Source organism: Mesorhizobium sp. M1338, assembly GCF_040318045.1.
Lineage (GTDB): Bacteria > Pseudomonadota > Alphaproteobacteria > Rhizobiales > Rhizobiaceae > Mesorhizobium.
This window is the reverse complement of the sequence record NZ_JAMYLL010000144.1, coordinates 1-861: the sequence shown is the minus strand read 5'-3', so window position 1 is coordinate 861 and position 861 is coordinate 1. Positions and strand designations below refer to the sequence as shown.

At 58.5% G+C, this 861-nt stretch carries 1 protein-coding gene; it reads right to left on the bottom strand.

Annotated features, from left to right (window positions below; genetic code table 11):
- Positions 1 to 861 (bottom strand): CoA transferase (locus NKH19_RS33370; RefSeq protein ID WP_352983972.1); only part of this gene is annotated, 861 nt, incomplete at both ends.

Below are 861 nucleotides of genomic sequence, written 5' to 3'. Positions count from 1 at the left end.
TCCACGCTCTTGGGCTCCACTCAGCAAGAACCTGGCGCGTATGTTCCCCGGAAAGCGGCGCCCGCGTGCTGGCTTTCCACGGTATTCCGGGAGCGACCCAGCGTGACACGGCGTAGGGCAGGCTTTTGCCTATTTCAGGATGCTCGACCCAGGCGAAGGTGTTCCGGGCAATCCAATGCTGATCGCTAACATTCTCTTCCGGACGGCGCACTGCGCCCCACGGCAGACCTTCATCCTGCGCCTCTTTCCACAGGTCGTGATCATACATGAAGGCGCCCACAAGACGCCCAATCGCTCCTGAAAAATGCACCCCGAATGCCGGCGTGTTTCGAACGTTGGGATCGTTATATTTGGGATCTTCCAGATCAAACTCCATCCCATAGCGCTTGAGCAGACGGGTCGTTGGAGGCAGGGCGTCGATATAACCCTTGAGATAGGTCGTGTATGGAAGCACCCACCGTCCGTCTTTGGTGCGCGCCAGCGCCGGACTGTTCGTCTTCATGGTCGAGTGGCGGCAGGTCTGCCGGTAATGGGGCTGACGTAAGAATATCCAGTCGGGAACATCCGTCTCCGTATTAGCGGAAACGGCGGCATGAACGTTCGAACTCAGCAACTGGCCCTGCCCCGAACGCAGGCGATAGACGAGAGCGGCGAGGATCGACATGACGGTCATCTCTCCGGCAATGTGATAGGAGTGCCACATTTGCGGAGCGATAGGCGGTGTCTCGTATTCTCCCAGAGGATTGCGGTCGTAGCCGCAATTCATCATCACGCCGCCGAGGGCCAGATGGATCAGGTCGCTACCCTTGAAATCGGCCCACGGGCCATCGTCACCAAACGCACTGACGCGCACATAAATCA